This window comes from Streptomyces sp. GbtcB7 (assembly GCF_019091445.1).
In the GTDB taxonomy this organism is placed as follows: Bacteria; Actinomycetota; Actinomycetes; order Streptomycetales; family Streptomycetaceae; genus Streptomyces; species Streptomyces mirabilis.
Genome location: NZ_JAGXJM010000198.1, coordinates 1 through 336, shown reverse-complemented (window position 1 = coordinate 336; position 336 = coordinate 1). Strand labels below are relative to the sequence as shown.

General features: G+C 64.0%; 1 protein-coding gene. It reads right to left on the bottom strand.

Going from position 1 to position 336, the window contains the following annotated elements; translation table 11 throughout:
- Positions 1 to 320: VOC family protein (locus tag KVT44_RS55830; protein WP_217576924.1), on the bottom strand; the 320-nt coding region annotated here is incomplete at its 3' end.
- Between the last annotated feature and the right edge of the window lie 16 nt (positions 321 to 336).

Below are 336 nucleotides of genomic sequence, written 5' to 3'. Positions count from 1 at the left end.
TCTGAGCCCTGGCCCACATCCGTCGTGGTGGCGCCGAGGCCGAGCAATCTGGTCACCTCGTCCTCGGTGCTGCCGTCGATCGGGCTGACGTCGAGGTGAAGCCGGTTCTTCACGGTCTTGCCCTCGGGTACCTGGATGAACACCAGGGTGGGCGGCATCTGGCGGGCCCGAACATCCTCGACGGTCGGAACCCAGGAGCCGATCTCGACCTTGCCCTCGCTCCGGTCGATCACCTTGAAGTCCAGGACCTCGCACCAGAAGGCCGCGAGCCTCTCCGGATCGTGGCAGTCAACGGCCAACTCGGTGAACCTACTTGTCATGACTCTCCCAGATAGT